The 17,602-nt window shown below is 60.9% G+C and carries 17 protein-coding genes, 1 tRNA gene and 1 pseudogene; 5 read left to right on the top strand and 14 right to left on the bottom strand.

What is annotated here, in order from left to right:
- Positions 1-141: 141 nt before the first annotated feature.
- A complete protein-coding gene (locus tag ACNQP3_RS01890; RefSeq protein ID WP_012270172.1) occupies positions 142-1,422 on the top strand; it encodes an aspartate aminotransferase family protein in 1,281 nt (426 codons plus the stop codon).
- Positions 1,423-1,574: 152 nt separating this feature from the next.
- Entirely contained in the window at positions 1,575-1,733 is a 159-nt protein-coding gene (locus ACNQP3_RS01895; protein ID WP_003177654.1) for a YqaE/Pmp3 family membrane protein, read from the top strand.
- Positions 1,734-1,766: 33 nt separating this feature from the next.
- Here ACNQP3_RS01895 and ACNQP3_RS01900 read toward each other — a convergent pair whose 3' ends face one another.
- The 9 genes from ACNQP3_RS01900 to ACNQP3_RS01940 all read right to left on the bottom strand — a co-directional run bounded on the left by ACNQP3_RS01900 (position 1,767) and on the right by ACNQP3_RS01940 (position 11,801).
- Complete coding sequence (locus ACNQP3_RS01900) at positions 1,767-3,590, bottom strand: alpha/beta hydrolase family protein (protein WP_060493148.1); 1,824 nt, start codon at positions 3,588-3,590, stop codon at positions 1,767-1,769.
- Positions 3,556-4,716, bottom strand: coding sequence for a pyrroloquinoline quinone biosynthesis protein PqqE (pqqE, locus tag ACNQP3_RS01905; RefSeq protein ID WP_060493147.1), 1,161 nt, complete (start codon positions 4,714-4,716; stop codon positions 3,556-3,558). The genes ACNQP3_RS01900 and pqqE overlap by 35 nt, the downstream gene beginning before the upstream one ends.
- The gene (gene pqqD / locus ACNQP3_RS01910) at positions 4,688-4,963 is read right to left on the bottom strand and encodes a pyrroloquinoline quinone biosynthesis peptide chaperone PqqD (protein WP_012270175.1); all 276 of its coding nucleotides are present in this window, start codon (positions 4,961-4,963) and stop codon (positions 4,688-4,690) included. Before pqqD ends, pqqE begins: the two co-directional genes overlap by 29 nt.
- Complete coding sequence (gene pqqC / locus ACNQP3_RS01915; protein ID WP_012270176.1) at positions 4,960-5,715, bottom strand: pyrroloquinoline-quinone synthase PqqC; 756 nt, start codon at positions 5,713-5,715, stop codon at positions 4,960-4,962. The genes pqqD and pqqC overlap by 4 nt, the downstream gene beginning before the upstream one ends.
- Positions 5,716-5,724: 9 nt before the next feature.
- Positions 5,725-6,636, bottom strand: a complete 912-nt coding sequence (gene pqqB / locus ACNQP3_RS01920) for a pyrroloquinoline quinone biosynthesis protein PqqB (RefSeq protein ID WP_012270177.1) — start codon at positions 6,634-6,636, stop codon at positions 5,725-5,727.
- 79 nt (positions 6,637-6,715) lie between these two features.
- Complete coding sequence (gene pqqA, locus ACNQP3_RS01925) at positions 6,716-6,787, bottom strand: pyrroloquinoline quinone precursor peptide PqqA (RefSeq protein ID WP_003243383.1); 72 nt, start codon at positions 6,785-6,787, stop codon at positions 6,716-6,718.
- A 159-nt stretch (positions 6,788-6,946) separates the two neighbouring features.
- The gene (gene pqqF / locus ACNQP3_RS01930) at positions 6,947-9,247 is read right to left on the bottom strand and encodes a pyrroloquinoline quinone biosynthesis protein PqqF (protein WP_060493145.1); all 2,301 of its coding nucleotides are present in this window, start codon (positions 9,245-9,247) and stop codon (positions 6,947-6,949) included.
- Positions 9,248-9,309: 62 nt separating this feature from the next.
- The gene (locus ACNQP3_RS01935; RefSeq protein ID WP_060493144.1) at positions 9,310-10,104 is read right to left on the bottom strand and encodes a carbon-nitrogen hydrolase family protein; all 795 of its coding nucleotides are present in this window, start codon (positions 10,102-10,104) and stop codon (positions 9,310-9,312) included.
- A gap of 14 nt (positions 10,105-10,118) precedes the next feature.
- Positions 10,119-11,801: a flavin monoamine oxidase family protein gene (locus ACNQP3_RS01940; protein WP_060493143.1), complete on the bottom strand. Its 1,683-nt coding sequence runs from the start codon at positions 11,799-11,801 to the stop codon at positions 10,119-10,121.
- A 320-nt stretch (positions 11,802-12,121) separates the two neighbouring features.
- Here ACNQP3_RS01940 and ACNQP3_RS01945 point away from each other — a divergent pair, with 320 nt between their 5' ends.
- Positions 12,122-12,712: an acyl-homoserine-lactone synthase gene (locus ACNQP3_RS01945; RefSeq protein ID WP_038635110.1), complete on the top strand. Its 591-nt coding sequence runs from the start codon at positions 12,122-12,124 to the stop codon at positions 12,710-12,712.
- Positions 12,713-12,743: 31 nt separating this feature from the next.
- Here the strand turns inward: ACNQP3_RS01945 and ACNQP3_RS01950 are convergent, their stop codons facing one another.
- Positions 12,744-13,469, bottom strand: coding sequence for an autoinducer binding domain-containing protein (locus ACNQP3_RS01950; RefSeq protein WP_038635113.1), 726 nt, complete (start codon positions 13,467-13,469; stop codon positions 12,744-12,746).
- A 262-nt stretch (positions 13,470-13,731) separates the two neighbouring features.
- Entirely contained in the window at positions 13,732-14,223 is a 492-nt protein-coding gene (locus ACNQP3_RS01955) for an Lrp/AsnC family transcriptional regulator (protein ID WP_416469510.1), read from the bottom strand.
- A 134-nt stretch (positions 14,224-14,357) separates the two neighbouring features.
- On the opposite strand from ACNQP3_RS01955, the gene ACNQP3_RS01960 reads away from it, so the two are divergent.
- Both ACNQP3_RS01960 and ACNQP3_RS01965 read left to right on the top strand, forming a co-directional pair.
- Entirely contained in the window at positions 14,358-14,912 is a 555-nt protein-coding gene (locus ACNQP3_RS01960; RefSeq protein WP_012270182.1) for a serine acetyltransferase, read from the top strand.
- 179 nt (positions 14,913-15,091) lie between these two features.
- Positions 15,092-15,769 (top strand): hypothetical protein, encoded by a 678-nt coding sequence (locus ACNQP3_RS01965; protein ID WP_012270183.1) that lies wholly within the window; start codon positions 15,092-15,094, stop codon positions 15,767-15,769.
- Positions 15,770-16,059: 290 nt separating this feature from the next.
- On the opposite strand, the gene ACNQP3_RS01970 is transcribed toward ACNQP3_RS01965, so the two are convergent.
- The 3 genes and pseudogenes from ACNQP3_RS01970 to ACNQP3_RS01980 form a co-directional block, all read right to left on the bottom strand.
- A complete protein-coding gene (locus ACNQP3_RS01970) occupies positions 16,060-16,824 on the bottom strand; it encodes a hypothetical protein (RefSeq protein ID WP_264316749.1) in 765 nt (254 codons plus the stop codon).
- A gap of 244 nt (positions 16,825-17,068) precedes the next feature.
- Positions 17,069-17,400 (bottom strand): annotated as a pseudogene (locus ACNQP3_RS01975) (site-specific integrase); the annotation flags it as partial.
- A 125-nt stretch (positions 17,401-17,525) separates the two neighbouring features.
- Positions 17,526-17,602 (bottom strand) — tRNA-Ile (locus ACNQP3_RS01980).

Below are 17,602 nucleotides of genomic sequence, written 5' to 3' on the forward strand. Positions count from 1 at the left end.
CCGTATTCCAAAGGGTTACAGCGATGAATAGGTCGATTGTTACCCCGGATGAAAAACACTTTTGATAGGCAAGGCAAAATATCGAGTGTCGGCGACAAGACCGCACCGTGCCGCCCTTTACCGTGATTGGTTGGAGCCCTGATGAACCTGTTCAACCTGCGCCGCTCGGCCCCTGCCGCCGTCGCCGAGCCTAAGCGTGCGCCGGTGATCGTGCCGCAAGCTTCCGAGCTGTCGCGTGATCGCCTGATGCCCAGTGCCGAGCGTGCGGCGCAGGTATTCGTGCGTGGCCAGGGCTCCTGGTTGTGGGACAACGAAGGGCACGCCTACCTGGACTTCACCCAAGGCGGCGCGGTCAACAGCCTGGGCCATAGCCCCAGTGTGCTGGTAAAGGCATTGGGTAACCAGGCCCAGGCGCTGATCAACCCAGGCTCGGGTTTCCACAGCCGCGGCCTTTTGGACCTGGTCAATCGCCTGTGCCAAAGCACCGGCAGTGACCAGGCCTACCTGCTCAACAGCGGTGCCGAGGCCTGCGAAGGTGCGATCAAGCTGGCGCGCAAGTGGGGCCAGCTGCACCGCAACGGTGCCTATCACATCATCACCGCCAGCCAGGCCTGCCATGGCCGCAGCCTGGGTGCGCTGTCAGCATCCGACCCGCTGCCGTGCAATCGCTGCGAACCGGGCCTGCCCGGTTTCAGCAAGGTGCCGTTCAATGACTTGGCGGCGCTGCACGCGGCGGTGGACTCGCGCACCGTGGCAATCATGCTGGAGCCGATCCAGGGCGAGGCGGGCGTTATTCCGGCTACCCAGGAATACCTCAAGGGCGTGGAAACGCTCTGCCGCGAACTGGGCATCCTGCTGATCCTCGATGAGGTGCAGACCGGTATTGGCCGCTGTGGTGCGCTGCTGGCAGAAGAGACCTATGGCGTGCGCGCCGACATCATCACCCTGGGCAAGGGCCTGGGCGGTGGCGTGCCGCTGGCCGCCTTGCTGGCCCGGGGCACGGCGTGCTGCGCCGAGCCTGGTGAACTGGAAGGCAGCCACCACGGCAATGCGCTGATGTGCGCCGCCGGCCTGGCTGTGCTGGGCACCGTGCTGGAGCCTGGCTTCTTCGCTCAGGTGCAGGACAACGGCCGCCACCTGCGTGAAGGCTTAAGCCGCCTGGCTGGGCGTTATGGCCAGGGCGAAGTACGCGGGCAAGGCCTGCTGTGGGCCTTGCAACTGAAAGAAAACCTGGCCCGCGAACTGGTGGCGGCCGCCCTGTACGAAGGCCTGCTGCTGAACGCACCGCAAGCGGATGTAGTGCGTTTTTCGCCAGCGCTGACTGTGAGCAAGGGCAACATCGATGAAATGCTGTTGCGCCTGGCCCGCGCCTTTGCCCGCCTGCATGCCCAGCAGCAGGCCCGCCGCGAGATGCCGGCGTAGCTGTTTAGCAAGACCGAGAATTCTACGAACCGTCTGGCGTTCCTGCGCATCGCCCCTGGCCTGTTTCATTCGGCCCGGGGCGTTTTTTTTTGCCTGTGGAACCTCTGTGGCGCGCGGCTAGTCTTTGATGTAACCCTTCAGGAGAGACTCGCATGGACTTTATCCGCATCATTATCGCCATCCTTCTGCCACCGCTGGGTGTGTTTCTGCAGGTGGGGTTCGGCGGAGCATTCTGGCTGAATATCCTGCTGACCTTGCTGGGTTACATTCCGGGGATCGTGCACGCGGTCTATATCATCGCCAAGCGATGAGGTTTTCCGGGGCCGCAAAGCGGCCCCAAACTCTCAGTGCTTCAACACCCGGCAATAGAATTTCCACTCTTCTTCCAATGCATGCGCCAGGTTCTCCGCTTTGCGGAACCCATGCCGCTCTCCGGCATAGAAGTGCCCCTCAGCCTCGATCCCGTTAGCCTGCAACGCCGCCAGCATCGCGCGGGTCTGTTCCGGCACCACCACCGCATCCAGCTCGCCCTGGAAGAAAATCACCGGCACCTTGATCTGCCCTGCATGCAGCAAAGGCGTGCGCTGGCGATAACGCTCGGCGTCCTGCTGCGGGTCGCCGATCAGCCAGTCCAGGTAGTCGCCCTCGAACTTGTGGGTGGCACGGCCCAGGGCCACCGGGTCGCTGACCCCGTACAGGCTGGCGCCGGCACGGAACACATCATGGAATGCCAGGGCGCACAAGGTGGTATAGCCACCGGCGCTGCCGCCGCGGATGAACGCCTTGTGTTTGTCGACCCAACCCTGAGCCGCCAGGTATTCGACCGCTGCGCAGGCATCGGCCACATCGCTTTCGCCCCAGCGCAGGTGCAGTGCCTGGCGGTACTCCCGGCCATAGCCGGTGCTGCCCCGGTAGTTCAGGTCGGCCACGGCAAAGCCGCGCTGGGTCCAGTACTGGATGCGTGGGTCGAGCACGGGGTAACAGGCCGAAGTCGGCCCACCGTGGACGAACACCACCAGCGGTGCGGCGCCTTGCGACTGCACTGGCGGGTAGAAGAAGCCATGGGCCTGCTCGCCGTCACTGCCATAGTGGATGGGCTGCGGCAGGCTGATGCGCCCTGCCGGTAGCACCTCGGCACCACCGGCCAGCACACGGACCTCGTGGTTGCCGCGGTCGATGGCAATCACTGCCGGCGGGCTGATAGGCGAGGCGGCAATGGCATAGAGGTGTTCGGCATCCATGGCCAGGTTGCGAAAACGAGTATAAGCACTGGCAAACCGCGCCATGCGGCCATCTTCGCCACGCAGCCCCAATTGCCCGAAGCCATCCTGGAACCAGCTGGCCAGGTAGCTTTGCGGCCCCAGTGGCAGCCAGGTGCAGGTGCCCAACTGCCAAGGCGCTGCTGCATGGTCCGCCGACTTGGCGGGCAAGGCTTGCCAGTGACCCTCGACCTCTCCCCAGGGCTGCCAGAAGCCGTTGCGGTCGGATAGGCAGTAGAGCCGGCCTTCGGCATCGAAGCGTGGTTGTTGCAGCGATTCGTCAGCGGCGGCTACACACTGCGGCGGCCCCCAGTGGCCGCTGGCATCCCGTGTGCGGCTCATCAGGCGGGTCACGGTCCAGGGCTGTGCAGGGCGGTCCCATTCGATCCACGCCAGGCGTTGGCCATCGGCACTCACGGTGGGTGCGGCGTAGAAATCGGCACCCTCGGCGAGTACCTCACGGCGGCTTTCGCCCAAAGCGACGAGGCGATGCTCCACCTGCTCGGCATGGCGCTCCTCGACGGCCAGCACCTGGCTGTCGTGCCACTGCACATCGCCATAGCGGCAGCTGGCATCGCGGGTCAGAGCACGCGGTAGCAAATCGTCCAGCGGCTGGGTGTAGACCTGCTGGTCCTTTTCGTTGACGAACACCAACCCGTCGCCACCCAGGCAGAAGCTGCCACCGCCATACTCGTAGGCCCGGCTGCGCACGCTGAAACCATCTGGCGTCAGGCAGCGGGCCTGGTAGTGCAGCCAGTGCCAGATACGGCAAGCACCATCGGCCGGGCGAAATTCGATCCAGAACAGCCCGTCGGCACTGACTTTGAGTTCGGCGAAGTCGGTGCCGGCGGCCACCGCCTGGGCCGCGCTGAATTCAGCCGCGGGCGATGACACGTGAGTTTCGATCATTGCGGAAGGTCATCTGTTCAATGGCGAGCTGGGCGGTTTCTGCCTCCTCGCGGGCCTTGAGGATGATGCCGTGGTCGGCCGACTTGGCGCATACCGGGTCGGCGTTGCTGGCATCGCCGGTCAGCATGAAGGCCTGGCAGCGACAGCCGCCGAAGTCCTTTTCTTTCTCGTCGCAGGAGCGGCACGGTTCGCGCATCCACTCATAACCACGGAAGCGATTGAAGCCGAACGACTCGTACCAGATATGGTGCAAGTCATGCTCGCGCACATTGGGGAATTGCACCGGCAGCTGGCGCGCGCCGTGGCAGGGCAGGGCGGTGCCGTCCGGGGTGATGGTGAGGAACAGGTTGCCCCAACCATTCATGCAGGCTTTGGGGCGTTCTTCGTAGTAGTCCGGGGTAACGAAGATCAGCTTGCACGGGTTGCCCTCGGCCTTGAGTTTGTCCCGGTATTCGTTGGTGATGCGTTCTGCCCGCTCGAGCTGCACGCGAGTCGGTAGCAGGCCCAGGCGGTTGAGGTGCGCCCAGCCGTAGAACTGGCAGGTGGCAAGCTCGACGAAGTCGGCCTCCAGGGCAATGCACAGCTCGATGATGCGGTCGATCTTGTCGATGTTGTGCCGATGGGTGACGAAGTTGAGCACCATCGGGTAACCGTGGGCTTTCACCGCGCGGGCCATTTCCAGCTTTTGTGCAAAGGCCTTCTTCGAGCCAGCCAGCAGGTTGTTCACCTGCTCGTCGCTGGCCTGGAAGCTGATCTGGATATGGTCCAGGCCGGCCTTCTTGAAATCGGCGATGCGCGCCTCGGTCAGGCCAATGCCCGAGGTGATCAGGTTGGTGTAGTAACCCAGCCTGCGAGCCTCGCCAATCAGCTCGGCAAGGTCCTGGCGCACCAGCGGTTCACCGCCAGAGAAGCCGATTTGCGCGGCGCCCATTTCCCGTGCTTCAGCCATCACCTTGAACCACTGTTCGGTGCTCAGCTCTTGGCCCTGGGCGGCGAAGTCCAGCGGGTTGGAACAGTACGGGCACTGCAGCGGGCAGCGGTAGGTGAGCTCGGCCAGCAGCCACAGCGGCAGGCCGACCGCAGGCGTAGGCGGCAACTCAGGCGAGGACGATCCAGTGTTCGGCACGGGCCACCTCCATGAATTGCTCGATGTCATCGGCCACTTCCGGGACATCGGGGAATTGCTGTTCGAGTTCGCTGATGATCGCTGCCACGTCACGCTGGCCGTCGATCAGGCCACCGATCAGGCTGGCGCTTTCGTTGAGCTTGATCATGCCCTCGGGGTACAGCAACACATGGCCCTTTTGCGCCGGCTCGTACTGGAAGCGGTAGCCGGGGCGCCAGTTCGGCACTTGATTGCGATCAAGACTCATAGGGTGATCCCCTTGTGCCACACCCGGTCCTGGGTGACGGAGTGATAAGGCGGGCGGTTCAGCTCGTAGGCCATGCTCATGGCGTCGAGCATGCTCCAGAGGATATCCAGCTTGAACTGCAGGATCTCCAGCATACGCTCCTGGCCCGCGCGGGTGGTGTAGTGCTGCAGGGTAATCGCCAGGCCGTGCTCCACGTCGCGCCGGGCCTGGCCAAGGCGGGTGCGGAAGTACTCGTAGCCGGCCGGGTCGATCCACGGGTAGTGCTGTGGCCAACTGTCCAGCCGCGACTGGTGGATTTGTGGGGCAAACAGTTCGGTCAGCGAGCTGCTGGCGGCTTCCTGCCAGCTGGCGCGGCGGGCGAAGTTGACGTAGGCGTCCACGGCAAAGCGTACGCCGGGCAGTACCAGCTCCTGGGAGCGCAGCTGGTCGGGGTCGAGGCCGACGGCCTGGCCCAGGCGCAGCCAGGCTTCGATGCCACCGTCCTCGCCGGGTGCGCCGTCGTGGTCGAGCAGGCGCTGGATCCACTCTCGGCGCACTTCGCGGTCCGGGCAGTTGGCCAGGATCGCGGCATCCTTCATCGGGATGTTGACCTGGTAGTAGAAACGGTTGGCCACCCAGCCCTGGATCTGCTCGCGGGTGGCGCGGCCTTGGTACATCGCCACATGGTACGGGTGATGGATGTGGTAATAGGCGCCTTTGGCGCGCAGAGCCTGCTCGAATTCGGCAGGGGACATGGGCAGTGCGTCGCTCATCGGGCCTCCTTACAACTCGATGCTCATGCCGTCGAAGGCAACTTCCACACCGCGGCGCAGGACTTCGGCGCGCTCGGGGGAGTCTTCATCGAGAATCGGGTTGGTGTTGTTGATGTGGATAAGCACTTTGCGCTGGCGCGAGAAGCCGTCCAGCACTTCGAGCATGCCGCCAGGGCCATTTTGCGCCAGGTGGCCCATCTCGCGGCCGGTGCGGGTGCCGACACCACGGCGCTGCATTTCATCGTCCTCCCACAGGGTGCCGTCGACCAGCAGGCAGTCGGCGTCGTGCATCATCGCCAACAGCTTGCCGTCGACCTGGCCCAGGCCTGGGGCGTAGAACAGCTTGCCGCCGGTACGAGTGTCCTCGACCAACAGGCCCAGGTTGTCGCCTGGGTGCGGGTCGAAACGGTGCGGCGAGTACGGCGGTGCAGCGCTGCGCAGGGGGAAGGGGGTGAACTTGAGGTTGGGGCAGGCCTCGATGACGAAGCTGCCTTCCAGCTCGATGCGGTTCCACTGCAGGCCACCGTTCCAGTGGCTGAGCATGTTGAACAGCGGGAAACCGGTGGTCAGGTCCTGGTGGACCATGTCGGTGCACCACACTTGGTGCGGGCAACCTTCGCGCAGGCTGAGCAGGCCAGTGGTGTGGTCGATCTGGCTGTCCAGCAGGACGATGGCGTTGATGCCGGTGTCGCGCAGGGCCCGGGCCGGTTGCATGGGCGCAAAGGCCTGCAGTTGGGCGCGGATGTCGGGCGAGGCATTGCACAGAACCCAATGCACGCCGTCGTCGGACAGGGCGATGGACGACTGGGTGCGTGCCGTGGCGCGCAGGGTGCCGTCACGGTAGCCCTTGCAGTTGACGCAGTTGCAGTTCCACTGTGGGAACCCGCCACCGGCGGCGGAGCCGAGAACCTGGATGTACATGGCCACTCTCTATGCAAAAAACCGGATCGGAAAAACGAAAACGCCCCGGCAGGCCGAGGCGTGAAACCCTAAGCCGGGCTTAGCGGTTAGCGAAGTACATGGTGACTTCGAAGCCGATACGCAGATCAGTGTATGCAGGTTTGGTCCACATGGAATTACTCCTTCCGGATGAGGGTTGGGATGCTCAGCTACTACTTGGGTACCGCCACGCGTCGGCAGTTCCCTGAAACTGGGATTGCGCTATCTTACAAGAAAAATTTGTACCGAAAGGTTAATTATTCGAAAAGCGCCGTTGCAGTTCGCGTAACAATCATCGTGCAGCGCCTTGCCAGGAAGGGTTTGGCGCGGCAGCGTTGGCCAGGCATAGCCAAGTGGAACCTGTGTCGAGCAGGTTGCTCAGCAGGTGGTCCAGATCCGTCTGCCACGTGTTCAGGATAGCCCTGCGCAGTGCATCCAGCCTGCCGGGTTGTGTAGCCAGGTGTGTCTGCCACGCCCATTCGGCGACGTCGGCATTGGCCATGGCGGGCTCGTCGAATTGCTCGGCCAGGGCTTGGCGGGCGGCCGGGTCCAGGGTGACACCCTGGCGCAACAGGGCGAGCAGGTGGTCGAGGACCTGCGCTTGGCCGGTATGGGGGGACTGCACGCCGAACAGTAGACCGCCGACCCCCTCGACCTGACGAAAGGCGCTGAACACCGCGTAGCCGAGTTGCAACTCTACCCGCAGGCGTTGGTAAACCGGCCCCTGCAGCAGTTGCGCTAGCAGGCGGCCTGCGGCTTCGCTGGCGGGAGGCAGCGGGCAGAACAGCAGCAGGGCATATTCGCTGCCAGCCACTTCGGCATGCTGCCAGCGACGGTTGGCCCATGTGGGCAGGGAGCCAGGCCGTGCGCCTTGCCCGGGGCAGTGCTGCAACGCGGTAGCCAAGGCGTTCAGCGCGGCATCGTCGAAGCCCGCAGCCAGGCCATGCCAATTTGCGTGCTGCCACAGGCTGTCGAGTTGCTGCTGTTTCAGCGTGCCGGCCGGTGCCGCTGTGGGCGGGGTATGCAGCACCGTGTCTGGCAGTTGCTTGAGCAAGGCCCTGATAGGGATCAGTGCCGGGGGCGGCGCCGCGCTGGGCAGCCAGCAACTGGAAGGGGGGGTGAGCATCAAAGCCAAGGCCTGCGGCACTGCGCGCAGCACCGCGGCCGGCAGCCCGGCGCAGCGCAACTGCCAGTATTCCCCTGCGGTGGTGTATTGCAGTTGCACCGAGGCGCGTTCACATCGCTCCTGCAGCGGCGCGAGGGCCTGTTCAAGCACGCCCTGCAAGCGCTGGCGCACAGCCGAAGGCACGTGCCAGCGTAAGTAGAGTGCCGCATATTGGCGGGTGCCGGGGAGCTGGTCACTGATCGTCAGTGCGTTCGGTAGAGGCTGCGCCATGGCGGTGGGTAAGTCAGCCATCAGCAACGGCTCGACCGTGGGTATCTGCCATTGCCCATGATTGCTGCATGGCAGGTCATCCAGCAGGGCACGAAGGGCCTGCAAACCTTGTGTATCCAACTGGCTGAACGGCAACCCGGTACTGTCCCGGCGGGCCAGTTCAAGTGCGCTGGCACTGCGTTCGCCGCTGTGCTGCAGCAAGCCGAAGTCACGGTTCAGCTGTGCGAGATCGGCTTGTCGGATGAAATTGAACCAACCGTGCAGCAGGTCATTGGCTTCATCTGGGCAGGCGTCGGAGCTGAGCTTCAGGTCCAGGTGCCACAGCAACTGCCCGGCGAAGGCATACAGCTTTTCGGCCTTGAAACCTTGCAGCCAGCCACGCTCGCGCAGTGTACCCAGCCAGGTACCTGGGCGGCTGTCATTCAGGCAGGCAATCAGCAGTTCCAGCGCCTGCTCGGCACCTGCCGGAAGGTGCTCGTGGATAAAAGCCAGTGGCATAGTCGCCGCCGACAGGGGCGGTGGCTGAAGGTGCGGTACTCGCGTGCCCGTGGCGAACTGCTGAGCATGCTGCCGGCCCAGTTGCTCCAGTTCAACCAGCGGTTGCGGGCCGCACAGGCTCAAGACGATCTGGCCGCCTTGGTAAAAGCGCCGGTGAAAGCCCCCAAGCGCTTGCTGGAAGGCCGGGTCCTGCAGGGCCAGGGTGTATCGGTTGCCGGCATGAAAAGCGCTCAGCGGATGAGCGGGCGACAGCGTCTGCAGCAAGGCGAATTGCTGCTGGGCCTGTGGGTTGCGCGACCAGGCGATGAACTCGGCGTGAATCACTTCGCGCTCGCGGCGTTGGCGCGCGATGCCCAGGTCAGGCTCGGCCAGCATCTGGCACAGGCGCTCGAGGCCTGCGGCCAAGGCATTAGGCGGGACTTCGAAGAAAAAATCGGTGGTGCGTTCACGGGTACTGGCGTTGACCTGGCCACCGAGGGCCTGCACGTAGCGCATCAGGCCATCGTCCAGGGGGAAGCGCGGGGTGCCGAGGAAGAACAGGTGCTCGAGGAAGTGGGCCAGCCCTGGCCATTTTCCCGGCGCGTCATGGCTACCCGCGTGCACCCGCAATGCGGCGGCCGCGCGCTTCAGGCGCGGGGCATGGCGCAGGGTAAGCTGCAGGCCGTTGGCGAGGGTGAGGTGGCGGGTGGCGTCAGGCATGGGGGCTCCGGTTGCTGCTGTCCATGCTAACCCATTTGTGTAGCGGGCCCGCGAAAGGGCTATCAGCCTTTACGCAGGTGAAGCTCCTGGCGCAAATCGTTCAGATAAGGAAACGCCAAGCGCCCCTGCACCACCTGATCATGTTCAAGCTCCGCCAACAACTGGCATTCATCCTGCCCGGCCATGGCTAGCACACTGCCATCCGGCCCGATGAGGCTGCTCTGCCCGCAGTAGTGAATCTCGTCTTCCGCACCGCAATAATTGGCATACACCAGGTAACACTGGTTCTCCTGCGCCCGCGCCCTCACGGTCACCTGGCAGGTAAAGTCGTACGGCGTCATGTTCGCGGTCGGCACCAGTATCAGCTCTGCGCCATCGAGCGCCAGGCGCCGAGCGTTCTCCGGGAACTCGATGTCGTAGCAGATCAGCAGGCCGACTTTCCAACCGTCAAATTCCACCACCGGGGACAGGTCGGCGCCTGGGCTGAACATCGAGCGGTCCAGGTCACCGAACAGGTGGGTCTTGCGGTAGTTGCTGAGGCTGCGGCCATGCGCATCGATCAACTGTACGCTGTTGTAGATTGCCCCGTCGTCGCCGCGCTCGGGGTAGCCATAGACGATAGCGATGCGCTGCGCCTGGGCGATCTCCACCACCGCCATCGCCGTCGGGCCATCGTCGGCTTCAGCCAGGCGCTCGACCTGGGCCAGGCCGATGTTGTAGCCCGTCAGGAACATTTCCGGACACACCAGCAACTGTGCGCCGCGTTCGGCCGCCAGCTGCGCCTGGTGGCGCAGCCGTTGCAGGTTGCCGGGCACGTCCAGTGGCTTGGGTGCACCCTGGAACAGAGCGATGCGCATGGTGCCTCCTTGTCTCAGTCTGCCAGGGCGATCGGGCCGATTTCGTCGAACACGTCGCCTGGGCCGGGGTTGTCCGGGTGGGTGTGGCCACCGAAGTGGTTCATGATACCCCACACCGCATTCAGCGACGTTTGCACCGCGCCTTCCACCCAGGCCGGGGTCCACGACACGTCGTCACCGGCAATGAAGATGCCGCGCTGCTCGGCGGGCATGTCCTGCTGCATGAAGTGCGCGTACATGCGCTGGTTGTAGCGGTAGTGGCCCGGCAGCGCCCCCTTGAAAGCGCCAAGGAAGTGCGGGTCGGCTTCCCAGGAAATGGTGATCGGGTCGCCGATGATGTGCCCTGCGATGTCGGTTTTCGGGTAGATCTTCTTCAGCGCATCCAGGGCCAGCTGCACGCGCTTTTCCACCGGGTGCGGCAGCATCTTCAGCGCATCGCTCATCCAGGCGTAGGACAGGCAGATCACCCCCGGCTTGTCGTCACCGTTGTCGAACAGGTAAGTGCCGCGGGTAAGCCGGTCGGTGAGGGTCATGCTCATCAGGTCGCGGCCGGTTTCCGGGTCCTTGTCCTTCCAGAACGGCCGGTCGACCATGACGAAGGTCTTCGACGACTGCATGTAGCGGGTGCGGTCCAGAGCCATCCACATTTTTTGCGAGAACAGCGATTCCTCGCAGTCGATCTGGGTGGTCAGCAGCCAGGTCTGGCAGGTGGCGAGTACCGCGCTGTAGTGGCGGGTGTCGCCCCAGTTGTCGGTGACCGCCAGGCGTCCATCGGAAGCGCGGGCAATGCGCTTGACCCCGGTACGCGGCGCGCCGCCGTGCAACGTGCTCAGGCTGGTGCCCTGCGGCCAATGCACGCAGCGCTCCGGTACATGGCGCCAGATGCCTTGCGGCACTTGTTCCACACCGCCGACCACCAGGTGCTGGTGGTCGTCGCAGTTGGTCATCACCACGCGGAAAATTTCCAGCATCGAGTTGGGGAAGTCCGAATCCCAGCCACCGGTGCCGAAACCGACCTGGCCGAACACTTCGCGGTGCTGGAAGCTCAGCTTGGCAAACGAGCGCGAGGTGGCGACGAAGTCGTAGAAGGTGCGGTCGTCCCACAGCGGCACCAGCTTGTTCCACAGTGCCTTCAGGCGCGGTACGTCGCGGTCGCGGATGGCTTGCTGGATTTCGGCGAACTGGGCGCCGCTTTCCAGCGCATCAGCCCAGGCATCGGCCACTTCATGAAACAGCTTGGGCAGGTCGCTGGTTTTTTCGGCGTAGTAGGTCTGGCCTTCCAGGTCGATCACCGTGCTGCCCGAGGCCGGGGTCAGCGGGTTGGGGAAAGGCTTGGTTTCCAGGCCCAGCTTGTCCACGTAGTGATAGAAGGCCGTGGACGACACCGGGAAGCGCATGCCACCCAATTCGGCGATGATCCCATCGGTGCCGTTGAAGGCTTGCGAGCGCAGCCGGCCACCCAGCTTGGAAGCCTCGTACACCACCGGTTTGAGGCCCAGCTTCATCAACTCGTAGGCCGCCACCAGGCCGGCGATACCGGCACCTATGATGGCTACTTCTTCACCCTGGCGATCAACCGGAATGCTGCCCAGGCCCGCGGGGTGCTCCAACCAGTCGTCGAAAGCGAACGGGAAGTCCGGGCCGAAGATGGTGATCGGCTTCTTGCCGTCGGCGGGGTGGCGGTTTTTCTTGTTCATGAAGTGACCTTGCCAGAGAGGCTGCGCGGGGAGCGGAGCCTGAGTATAGGAGATGCCTGGGGGTCATTTTAGGGCGTGGGGTTTTCGTAATTAAGGCGCAGAGTGGTGTCTGAATGTAGTTTGTTTCGTCGGAATAACATGCGTCATATACATTACGACGACTTAGAAATCAGAGCGGCTGCCCGCGATCTACCTTGCTACTGAGACCCCCAACGAATGGCTTGACCTCGATTCCACCGAAGCCCCTACCAGATCTTGCAGGTGCCAAGCCTGTGCAAGTCCTCTATAAAACTGCACTCCATCCCTAAGGAACCCCAGCAATGCACATGGAAGAGCACACACTGAGCGAAATGGACGATGAGCTGAAACTCATGCTCGGCCGCTTTCGGCACGAACAATTCGTCGAGAAACTCGGATGGCGGCTGCCCGCCCATCCGAGCCAGGCAGGTTGTGAATGGGATCAATACGACACCGAACACGCCCGCTACCTCCTGGCGTTCAATGCAGACCGCGCCATCGTTGGCTGCGCCCGGCTGATTCCCACCACGCTCCCCAACCTGCTTGAAGGGGTGTTCAGCCATGCCTGCGCCGGGGCGCCGCCCAAGCATCCAGCCGTCTGGGAAATGACTCGCTTCACCACCTGCGAACCGCAATTGGCGATGCCGTTGTTCTGGAGAAGCCTCAAGACGGCCGCCCTGGCGGGCGCAGAGGCCATCGTCGGGATCGTCAACAGCACCATGGAGCGCTATTACAAAATCAACGGAGTCCACTACGAACGGCTGGGCCCGGTCACGGTGCACCAGAATGAGAAAATCCTCGCCATCAAACTCTCGGCCCACCGCGAGCACCATCGCAGCGCGGTCGCACCGTCAGCCTTCATGTCCGGCACATTATTGAAAGAGACAGCTTGATACGGGCCGAGTCGTCCTTTTTGAATGCCCCTCAGATATAGCCCATCGCGACTGCGTAAGACACTGCCTGCACGCGGTTACTGGCGCCGATTTTGCGCTGGATGTTGCGGTGATGGTAATTCACGGTATCGGTGCACACCCCCATGATCACGCCGATTTCCTCCGAGGTCTTGCCGTCGGCCGTCCAGCGCAGCACATCACATTCCCTCCCACTGAACGCCACGCCCGTATTGAAGACACGCACGTCGCTCTCCAGCTCGGAAATTTTCTCGTGGGCCGCGGCGGCAAAGGCTCTGGTCACCGGCTTCAAGGCTTCAAATTCCTGAAGGCTGATGGGGTTGTTCTTGCGCGCCAGGCTTAACACCCCGACCCTCCCCTGGGCGTTGAACGAGGGTTGTGCCAGGCCGTGGCATAAATGTGAATCCTTGGCTTCAGACCACAGGTCCGCGCATCCCCGGAACAACTCATTGCTCCATAGAATGGGGGCCGACGAGACTTTGCTGTGCTTCACCGTGGGATCGATCACCGCGTAGTTAGCCGCCTGATATCGCTGCACCCAGTCCTCGGGGTAATTGCCGTACATATAAGTCCTGGGCCGCATGAACGGGGTCACGCTGCACATGCCGTAGGCAAAAAAATCAAACCGTAGTTCGCGCAAGGCCCTCAACGCGACAGCCGTAAACTCCTGCATATCCATGGTTCGCGCAAAGATACTATAAAAGTACGCATCCCATCCCAACTGCTGCCCTAATTCCATTTTGAGCACCACTAAAGTTGAAAACAGGCCGTTAGACTAGACCAACCTGAATCTCTGTCAACAAGCAAAATCACATCGTCATAGAAGGCTTTGCGCTAGCACTAGATTCATTGCGCCTAATCCAACCAACTACTTAGAACATTGCATCCCGGCGATGTTAGTAAGCCATTACCGCCTCTCAGCCGACGAATGAACCTGCCTCTTCACAATAATGCAACAGTTCATTCGGTGGGCTGCAGCCAACCCGTTCATACGCTAATCACTACAAGATCTGGTAGTCCACCCCCAAGAAACGCAGGTGTATAAACAACACCCGCTCAGCACCGCCAATGATCGACGTGGTGGTCTTCTCCACGCCGTCGACACTGCCGATCTGGTCAAGCAACTGGTCAAGCTGTTCGGGCGAGTCCGTACGCAGCCAGGCCACGTAGTCGAATTCTCCGCTTACCGCACACAGCTGCTGCACCTGCCCCATGGCACTCAGGCGCCGCACAACTTCCTTGCCGGAACGCGGCTGTACTTTGATCCCCACGTACGCCTGCAGCCCGCCGCCTATCACACTCTGGCCCAGGCGCACGCCATAACCGGAGATGACTTTGTTCTTCTCCAGCCGCTCCAGGCGTGAGTTGACGGTGGTACGGGCAATGCCCAGCTGGCGGGCGAGGGTGGCGACGCTTTCGCGGGCGTTGATCTGCAACAGGGCGATCAGCTGGCGATCGATTTCATCCAGCGTGATGGAGCGGGAATCCGACATGGCGAGTCTCTGCGGTTGGCCCGCTAGCCTAGCCAGCCAATGCCGATGAGGGCAAGGGCCGTCACAGCTGACCACGCTGGCCCGATGACTTTGCCTTCGGCATGATGAAGCGCTAGTCCAACGAGAACCTCAGCGTGAACCTCGACCACCTGCTCGAATGCTGGCGACTGGAAGTCTCCAACAAGAAAAGGCCCGGACGCCGAATCAGTTTGCTGTTCAACGTGCTGCGCCGCGCCCGCAAGGACAACAAACTGCGTTTTCTCTTTGCCTACCGCCTGGCCCAGTACCTCGACGCCCATGGTGGCCTGGCACGGCGTCACGCCCGGCGCATGCAACAGCGGCTAAACCTCAAGTACGCCGTGGACATCGATATAGGTGCACACATCGCGCCCGGCCTGCGCATCGCGCACCTACCGGGGGTAGTGATCACCCGGCACGTGCGCATCGGGCGCAATTTCTTCATCCGGCAGAACTGCTCGATCGGCATCAAGACCCTTGGCCTAGAGGAATACGCGCTGCGCATTGGCGACAATGTGAGCATGGGCGCCAATAGCTGCATTGTTGCCGATCGCATCGATATTGGCGACGACGTGGTGATTGGCGCTATGTCGCTGGTTACGCGGGATATTCCGGCTGGCATGACCTTCTACAACCAGCGGCAGGTAGTGATGCGGCCGAGTGCGCAGTAGTTATCAGCTTAAAGTTTTTGCAGCGGTGGGCGCCGTGGATGTTGGGGCAGAGTGGGAGTGCTCCCAAGGGTTCTTCTAGCACTGGCTAGCGAGGCGGATGGCGCCTGGACGCTATGGTGGCTGGTTGATATCTTTGCCGCCGCCACCCACCCGGGAACGCTCTCGCACAAGGACTCGCAATGAACAAGATGATGGTAAGCCCCTGGTTGATGGTCTCGCCTGATGGGCCGGTCACCTGTGCTTTCGATGACGACCAACAGGTGCATCTACGCCAAGGCGGCCTGGATGGCGCTTGTGGGCCCTACAGTGTTGTCATGGCGCTTATCACGTTGGGCGTAATGCGGTATGACGAAGCTACAGAAATGCACCAGTGGCATGGCAACAGTCGAGAAGGGCGGTTTCGGAACGAAATTCGCAATCTAGGGGCGTTGGTCTCTGGTGGTACCGATCATAAAGACATGATTCGGCTCGTCGATTGCTTCAGTGGTCTCGGTGTCGGTGCCGAGTATGTGAGTGGCAGTAAAAAGGAAATCGTAGAGCAGGTTGAGCATGCCATCGATAGCCAGTGCGCTCCGATTGTCGGTGTTCGCTTCAGTGGCGGCGGTGGGCACTGGATGATGGTAGTGGGTTACCAAGGTTATGAAGATGAGGATGGTTTCCAGCTGACTCACATCCTCTGTCTGGACCCCGCAAGCGAAACGCCTCGGACCAGTTTGTGGAACGCAGTCATCAATGTGTACGAAGAGGATGGCAGCTCGGTGGGAAGTGGGCCGCTGCCTTCTACCTATTGGGGCTACGATGGGCAGCGCGTGAGTTGCCGGGTTGAAGATGCCTTGGTGATTTGCGGGGCAGATTGATGTCTGGCACAAAAAAGCCGTGCAACTGCGCGGCTTTGTCGTATCTGGTGGGCCCACACGAACTTGAATCGTGGACTAAAGGATCAGAGTTAGCTTGCTACATGTGATAGTAGCAGAAATCTACTGTAAGCAAGAAAAGGTACAGTAACATTAAGCCAGCATCGCAGCGATGTTTGAGCGAAATTTAAGGTAAGTCAACGAATCTTTTCAGTGTACCTCCATTGTACCTCGAAGCCCTCCCAGGGATTAGCTAGCACGACGGCCTGCAGCCCGTATTGAGCTGTTCGTGCCTAGGCTCTCTGAGCTTCCAGCCAAATCAGAATTTTTTCACCTAAGATTTGGATGTAGCGGGAGATGTAATTGCAGAGCAGGTGAGGATAATCATGCTCGATTGAGACTTTCTCGCCAACAAAGTAAAATCTAATTGACACTAGTTCTGTTTCGCTGCTTTTTGTGTAACGACCTCTGTCTTCACTGCAGAGATAAGATTTCCGCTCTACTATGGTTCTAATTGTGTCGGCGTCTTTTGATAGCTGAAGCAGTCCGCCTGCATGCATTAGACAATTTCGAATCTTCTGTGCGCACTTGATAGGCTCGTGCACTGCAATGGTTTCAAGAGGTATTCCTAGCTTCCTGAAGTAATTGAATATTTTTTCGACGCCCGCGCCATTTATGGATGACAGTTGGATTTCGGATGCTTGTTCAGTTGCGATTGCAAGCCGCAAAATATAAGCTTCGAATAGTGAAAGCGTAGAAAATAGGTTGCCAGATGAAATCATATATGGATAGGTGTTGTCCCATCGACGCTTATGAATCGCCGCGCGTGCGGCGATTATTTCTGCATGCTTTTCGATGTCAGGAAAGTAGTGAGTGACTTTTTCTGCTTCAATAGCTTGCTCATGCGTAATGGTATAATGGCTTTTCCAGACAAAATCCATTATATCAACCCATTCGGTCGCGGCGCTGTTTAATATTTGAGAAACCTCGTATGAGCACCTTTCAGATGGTGACATGTTTTTCTTTGCGAGCAGTTCTTGTACGAAGGCATCTATCAAGTTTTCCCTAACCATTCGAGTGTTCTACCAGTGTCAGCTGAGGATTTAAATTTGATATTAATTAGTTTTGTTCTGGTTCTGGTTCTGGATCAGGAAGAGCATAAGTATTTAGCTGGTCGATAACTAATTCCGCATATTGTGTTATTAACGACCTTGTGTAATCAATTAGCTCGTTCAATTCGCGACTGCCTGAGGCTGTGAAAGACGCTCCGTGCCCGATAGCGTTTCTCATTCCTACGAGCCTCAGGGAGCCCAGGCGTGTATCGCGATAGTTGGCGATCACCTCGGATGATAGAGCTGCGAGCGAATATTTTCCCTGGTCGCCTCGGCCTTTTGCGCGGTGGGCTTCTTGGTAGGGCTGACTTCGCGCAGATGTCGCTGCAGCGCATTTTCGAGTGTCAGCCGCTCGGACCCGCTGCGCTGGATATACACACCCCGCACCATTTCATCTTCGGTGCGCCGTGACCAATCCTCGGCGTCGCGTTTGGTGCGGAAGGTTTTGGCGTTGGTCGGCCATCCGGTTTTGCGGATGACAGCCTTCCAGGTGCCGGCAGGGGTTTTGACGATTGTAGCCATCTGAAGGACTCCAAAGGCGTGCAAGCGAAGCCGCACTGTACCTAATTTGTACCTTTAGACCATAGGACTGTACTGAGGTGGTTCCACCAAAAACACGAAAGCCGCGTAGTACGCGGCTTCAAGGTTGGTGGGCCCACACGGACTCGAACCGTGGACCAAAGGATTATGAGTCCTCTGCTCTAACCGACTGAGCTATAGGCCC

It is taken from the genome of Pseudomonas sp. LFS074, assembly GCF_047978165.1.
Lineage (GTDB): Bacteria > Pseudomonadota > Gammaproteobacteria > Pseudomonadales > Pseudomonadaceae > Aquipseudomonas > Aquipseudomonas putida_P.

Excerpts from the sequence above, each read along its gene's own strand:
- ACNQP3_RS01890 (WP_012270172.1), top strand. The coding sequence starts at position 142 with ATGAACCTGTTCAACCTGCGCCGCTCGGCCCCTGCCGCCGTCGCCGAG.
- ACNQP3_RS01895 (WP_003177654.1), top strand. The coding sequence starts at position 1,575 with ATGGACTTTATCCGCATCATTATCGCCATCCTTCTGCCACCGCTGGGT.
- ACNQP3_RS01900 (WP_060493148.1), bottom strand. The coding sequence starts at position 3,590 with ATGATCGAAACTCACGTGTCATCGCCCGCGGCTGAATTCAGCGCGGCC.
- pqqD (WP_012270175.1), bottom strand. The coding sequence starts at position 4,963 with ATGAGTCTTGATCGCAATCAAGTGCCGAACTGGCGCCCCGGCTACCGC.
- pqqC (WP_012270176.1), bottom strand. The coding sequence starts at position 5,715 with ATGAGCGACGCACTGCCCATGTCCCCTGCCGAATTCGAGCAGGCTCTG.
- pqqB (WP_012270177.1), bottom strand. The coding sequence starts at position 6,636 with ATGTACATCCAGGTTCTCGGCTCCGCCGCCGGTGGCGGGTTCCCACAG.
- pqqF (WP_060493145.1), bottom strand. The coding sequence starts at position 9,247 with ATGCCTGACGCCACCCGCCACCTCACCCTCGCCAACGGCCTGCAGCTT.
- ACNQP3_RS01935 (WP_060493144.1), bottom strand. The coding sequence starts at position 10,104 with ATGCGCATCGCTCTGTTCCAGGGTGCACCCAAGCCACTGGACGTGCCC.
- ACNQP3_RS01940 (WP_060493143.1), bottom strand. The coding sequence starts at position 11,801 with ATGAACAAGAAAAACCGCCACCCCGCCGACGGCAAGAAGCCGATCACC.
- ACNQP3_RS01945 (WP_038635110.1), top strand. The coding sequence starts at position 12,122 with ATGCACATGGAAGAGCACACACTGAGCGAAATGGACGATGAGCTGAAA.
- ACNQP3_RS01950 (WP_038635113.1), bottom strand. The coding sequence starts at position 13,469 with ATGGAATTAGGGCAGCAGTTGGGATGGGATGCGTACTTTTATAGTATC.
- ACNQP3_RS01955 (WP_416469510.1), bottom strand. The coding sequence starts at position 14,223 with ATGTCGGATTCCCGCTCCATCACGCTGGATGAAATCGATCGCCAGCTG.
- ACNQP3_RS01965 (WP_012270183.1), top strand. The coding sequence starts at position 15,092 with ATGAACAAGATGATGGTAAGCCCCTGGTTGATGGTCTCGCCTGATGGG.